6 protein-coding genes are annotated in these 5411 nt (G+C 41.3%); 1 reads left to right on the forward strand and 5 read right to left on the reverse strand.

Features of this window, described 5'->3' with window-relative positions; genetic code table 11:
• From tgnC to HX743_RS15425, 5 genes are all read right to left on the reverse strand, one after another.
• Nucleotides 1-1316, reverse strand: a 1316-nt coding sequence (tgnC, locus tag HX743_RS15405) for a (Z)-2-((N-methylformamido)methylene)-5-hydroxybutyrolactone dehydrogenase (RefSeq protein WP_178319633.1), incomplete at its 3' end; no start/stop codon positions are given.
• Nucleotides 1317-1326: 10 nt separating this feature from the next.
• A complete protein-coding gene (tgnB, locus tag HX743_RS15410) occupies nucleotides 1327-2364 on the reverse strand; it encodes a flavin-dependent trigonelline monooxygenase oxygenase component (RefSeq protein ID WP_005161501.1) in 1038 nt (345 codons plus the stop codon).
• A gap of 2 nt (nucleotides 2365-2366) precedes the next feature.
• Entirely contained in the window at nucleotides 2367-3299 is a 933-nt protein-coding gene (gene tgnA, locus HX743_RS15415) for a flavin-dependent trigonelline monooxygenase reductase component (protein WP_178319634.1), read from the reverse strand.
• 30 nt (nucleotides 3300-3329) lie between these two features.
• Nucleotides 3330-4121 carry an alpha/beta fold hydrolase gene (locus HX743_RS15420; protein ID WP_178319635.1) on the reverse strand — a complete coding sequence of 264 codons (792 nt, stop codon included), beginning with the start codon at nucleotides 4119-4121 and terminating at the stop codon, nucleotides 3330-3332.
• Nucleotides 4090-4692 carry an amino acid synthesis family protein gene (locus HX743_RS15425; protein ID WP_178319636.1) on the reverse strand — a complete coding sequence of 201 codons (603 nt, stop codon included), beginning with the start codon at nucleotides 4690-4692 and terminating at the stop codon, nucleotides 4090-4092. The genes HX743_RS15420 and HX743_RS15425 overlap by 32 nt, the downstream gene beginning before the upstream one ends.
• 153 nt (nucleotides 4693-4845) lie before the next feature.
• Between HX743_RS15425 and HX743_RS15430 the strand changes: the two genes are divergently transcribed.
• Nucleotides 4846-5411: GntR family transcriptional regulator (locus HX743_RS15430; protein ID WP_178319637.1), on the forward strand; the 566-nt coding region annotated here is incomplete at its 3' end.

Consider the following 5411-nt stretch of genomic DNA (forward strand, 5'->3'; position numbering starts at 1 on the left):
CGATAGGTATTTAACCAAACAATGCCTGATCGAATTGCTTTGGTCATGCGATGCGCACGGCTTAAATTGTTGGTAAAGACTCCAGCAGCAAGACCGTAAGGGGTGTTGTTGGCCTTCTGGATAGCATCCAATTCTGTGGTAAAACTCACCACCGATAGCACTGGCCCAAACAGTTCCGTCATAACACAATCAGCTTGCGGTACATCGCTGCAATCTAAAATTGTAGGCGGATAGTAATACCCTTCTCGCTCTAAAGATTTTCCGCCAATCAGTAGTTGTGCACCTTGTTGAAGTGAACTTGCCACCACTTGTTCAATTTTTTGACGTTGACGCAGTGTACACAATGGACCAAATTCAGTTGCATGATCATCAGGTAAACCAATTTTGATAGTTTGTACGCGCTCAACCAAACGCTGCACAAACTCATCTTTAATAGTTGATTCAACCAACAAGCGTGAGCCAGCAACACAACTTTGTCCTGTTGCCGCAAAGATTGCCGCAACTTGTGCATTTACCGCACTTTGTAAATCAGCATCGGCAAACACAATAAAAGGAGATTTTCCACCTAACTCTAATGAGACTTTGGCAAGGTTCTCAGCAGAGTTGCGCACAATATGGCGTGCTGTTTCTGGACCACCAGTAAATGCCACATGAGCCACGTCTGGATGACTACTTAAAACTGCACCACATTCAGGGCCAAAACCTGTAATAACATTCACCACACCAGCTGGAAATCCTGCTTCATGCACCAAACGCGCGAAAGCAAGTAAAGGCGCTGGTCCCTCTTCAGAGGCTTTCAGAACAATACTGCAACCTGCCGCCAATGCTGGACCAACTTTAACCGCAGACAAAAATAATTGGCTATTCCACGGAACAATTGCAGCAATCACACCTACTGGTTCACGGATGGTCCATGCTTGCATATCTGGTTTATCAATCGGTAAATAGCTACCTTCGAGCTTGTCTGCAATCCCTGCATAGTAACGATAATATTCAGCTACATAAGCAATTTGGCTCGACGTCTCACGAATGATCTTGCCTGTATCACTGGTTTCATATTGAGCCAATTGCGGTGCAGCTTTTTCGATTAAATCAGCAAGTTTATATAACAACTTTCCACGCTGTGAGGCAGTTAAACCTGCCCAAGCCGCATCTTGCAGAGCCTGAGATGCAGCGGCAACTGCACGATTGACTTCATCTGTACGTGCTTCAGGCATTTTCGCCCAAACTTGCCCTGTCGCAGGATTAATGCTGTCAAATTGTGCAGCACCATCCTCAAATTGACCATTGATATACAACTGGAATTGAGAAGTCATGTCTTCTCTCCTATGCAAATGCAGGCATCACTTCGTTGATCATACGTTGTAACGATGCTTTTTTACGCTCAAAGCTCATTCCTGTATCGATCCAGAATGAATATTCGTTATAACCCATTGCTTCATAAGCTTTTAGGCGATCAATCACTTCTTGCGCCTGACCAATTACATTATTTTTACGCATAGCTTCTGGCGTATAAAATGGATGAGCTGCAATTTCTTCATCACTCAATGGCGCGATTAGACCTTGCGTAATTTCACGCTCATTTTTAAACCATGCGCCAAAATAGTTATAGAATGTATTGATTTCATCTGCTGCTAATTGAGCATCTTCTTCACTATCAGCGACATAGGTATGACGCAATAACATAATTTCAGGACGAGGAATATCAGCAAACTTTTCACAGGCAGTATTAAAATGTCCCATGAGTTTTTCAACTTCTTCATCACCAAAATGTAATGGTGTGACTTGTACATTACAGCCGTTTTGCACCGCAAATTCATGGCTATTTGGATCACGTGCTGCTACCCAAATCGGTGGATACGGTTGTTGTAACGGTTGAGGTGCAGAAGTGGTTTTCGGGAACTGCCAAAACTCACCATTATGCTCATAATCACCTTTCCACAGGTTTTTAATCGCGGGGATCATTTCACGTAAACGCTGACCTGCACTCCATGCATCCATACCAGGCACCATACGCTCATATTCAAACGAGTAAGCACCACGTGCAATGCCAATATCTAAACGACCATTGGTGATAATATCCGTCATAGCAGCTTCACCTGCCAATTTAATTGGATGCCAAAATGGCGCAACCACTGTACCCGTGCCCAAACGTACATTTTGGGTTTTATTGGCAATATCAACTAAGTTAATGAATGGATTAGGTGCAATCGTAAAATTCATTGCATGATGTTCACCTGTCCAAATCGCATGCATACCACCTTGATCGGCAATCTGGCAAAGTTCAATCATCTCATCATAGAGCTGCTTCTGCGTTTGTTGATCAGAAACACGCTCCATGTGTACAAATAATGAAAAACGCATAGTTAAACTTCCTCTTTAACAATTTGACGAACCGTACCGCTAATTTGATTACCGTAATAAACACCATAGGTTTTAAGGTGGTTTTCTTTACGATAACGCATCAACATACTTTCTAAAGCGCTATCCACAAAAGTCAGTTGCTCTAAATCATTTAAATCAACAAATTGACCTTTGGTCGCATGTGCGATCGGGGTATTACATAAAAATGCAATATATTGCTGCTGGGTAGTCACATCATCATAGACAGAATAGATAAAGCTTGGTGAGGCTTCTGGCTGATAAGCTGCAAAGATTTTTTCAAGTGCTTTTTCTGCACCATCTTTTTCAACCATCAAATGTGGCAATGTCCACTTTTGATCCTGTGTCTGTTCAAGCAAGATCTGATTTTCATGTCCAATCAAAGCCATCATCATGACTTTCATACTCGAAATCACATCAGTAGATGATTTGGCAGGTGTGAAATAAGCTCCACGGTAATACCCTAAACCAGCAAAGCCTGCTGAGCCAAAATCTTCAACTTTACCAATTAAAATCGCATGATCACCTGCATCTACAACTTGATACGTCGTGCAATCAAACCAAGCACTGACTTGATCAATTATAGGGTTATGAGATGCGCTCTTTGTCCATGCTAAATTTGCAAATCGATCATCACTTGGGCGAGCAAAAGTATTCGAAATATCCTTTTGTTCTTCTGCCAAAATATTAATTGCAAAATGTGAAGCATTGGCAAAGTTATTATAATTGCTTGATGTCTTGGCAATGCTGACAAGCAGCAAAGCTGGGTCCAAAGACACCGAAGCAAAAGAGTTCGCAGTAAAGCCTAATGGTGTTCCATCATCTTTACAGGTGGTTACGACGGTTACGCCAGTCATAAATGAGCCAAAGGCATCACGTAGTTCGCGTATTTTATTAACACTATCCATTTCACTCATTGTCTTATTCCTTCATCAATGTGTGGCAATTTAGACTTGGGTTTCTAACCACGCCTGCATTGCAATATTTACTTGGTCTGGTGCAGTCAAATTCACCATATGACGCTCATTTTCAATCACAATAGCGGTGCCATTTCTCGCTTGGCTTGCCATTTGTACTGCCATTTCTGCTGTTGAATTTGGATCATCAGTTCCAGTTAAAACCAGTGCTGGACACTGAATTTTGCTCCAGTCATCTGCGTAAATTTGATCGCCATGTGCAAATGCCGCATACGCTGTGGTATATCCAGACAAGTCCACATTTTCCAACCAAGACTTGACTTTTTCAGCAGCAATTTGTTCTGCTTCACTGTTACCAAACCAGCGCTGCAGTGGTGTTTCAACATCAATATGACCTTTTTTTAACTCTTCTGCACGATTCACAACAGCATCACGAGCTTGGCTTGTACGCTTGTATACACCGTTCAACACCGCCATTCGTTTGACTAAATCAGGACGAGTTGCGCTTACCCCTGTCGTAATCAATGAACCCATCGAATGACCCGCCAAATTCACTGCACCTAAATTCAATGCTGTAATAAATTCGATCGCCCAATCAACAAATGCTTTTAAAGGTGCACCATCCGCAAGTTTTGTACTTTTTCCATGACCCGGCATATCCACCGAAATCACACGATAATGTTTCGAGAAATATTCGATTTGTGGATACCAAGCGGCTGCTTGCATACCTACACCATGGATGAGAACCAAAGGCTCTCCTTCTCCTTGCTCAAGATAATGAGCAATCCGATTATTTGACAGCTGCAGGGTTTTTGAGATCATGACCTAACTCTTCCAAATCTTGATAACGATCGCCAATACGATGATGTGGACGTCCACCTGTCGCTGCACCAATTACAATCACAATTTCATCGGCAGCAGGTGCATCTGGAATTGCAAATTGAAGAGTCAAATAATGAGAACGACGGCCTTCATCATTTTTATCCATCATTGGAACAAGAATCGAAGCATTCGCTGGACCACGCGTATTATTAAAAGCGAGATAAGACTTAGCCCCGACCGCATTACGATATGTATTTCCAAAATGTAAGGTATGGATGAGGGCTGATGCATGCTCTAGCTCACCATTCAAACCTACGACCGCACTTTTACCAAATGCTTCTACCGCTTCACCTGAACCGACTTCATCAAGAATCAATTGAGTTAAATGTTCACTTAGAATCGGAGCAATACGGCGAACCTCAGGTGTTAGGTTTTCGACATAACCCTGACCAGCCCATGGGTTTTTGATCACAGCAGCAGCAGCCACCATTTTTAACGGTTTTGTTGCTTCTTTATCGCCATCGACATAAGTCGTTTCAACATGAAGAACTGTTTTACGGATTAGATTCATGGCATTTCCTTGCGAGTGAATTTATTTTTACATTCGTATTATGGTATACCATAATACATAATGAAAAAAAAGCAAGAGTTTGGTATGCTAATTTTCAGCTATAAACATGTAACAAAATTTTGACTTATTAAAATCAGGAAAGATTAATCATCTATGAATCTTAAAATTGAAAATCCACCTGTGACTTTACGCGAGCTTTGTTTGAATAAAGTACGTAACGCAATCATTACAGGCTATTTCCCTTCTGGAAAAAGATTAGTCGAAAGAAGCTTGTGCGAAGAATTAGGAGTAAGTCGCTCTGTTGTACGTGAAGTCATTCGTTATTTAGAAGCAGAAGGTTTAGTTGAAATTCTGCCAAACAAAGGCCCAATTGTTTCATTATTGGATTGGGAAATTGCATCACAAATTTATGAAATTCGACTACTACTCGAACAAAGTGCCGTTGCTGATTGCACCCAAAACCTAACTGCTCAAACAACAGAAACACTGAAAGTATTATTGATTGAACTTGAGCAAGCCTTTGCAGCAGATGATATTAATTTAATTATTTCTACCTCTTCAAAACTCTACGAAACTATTTTTACCACTGCAAAACATCATATTGCTTGGGAAGTAGTACAACGTTTGAATGGTCGAATTAGTCGTCTTCGTGCAATTACCATGAAATCGACGAAGCGTGAAATTTCTGGCTATCAACGTATTAAAAATATGTGTGAAGC

The organism is Acinetobacter sp. Swhac1 (assembly GCF_013390985.1).
Classification (GTDB): domain Bacteria; phylum Pseudomonadota; class Gammaproteobacteria; order Pseudomonadales; family Moraxellaceae; genus Acinetobacter; species Acinetobacter towneri.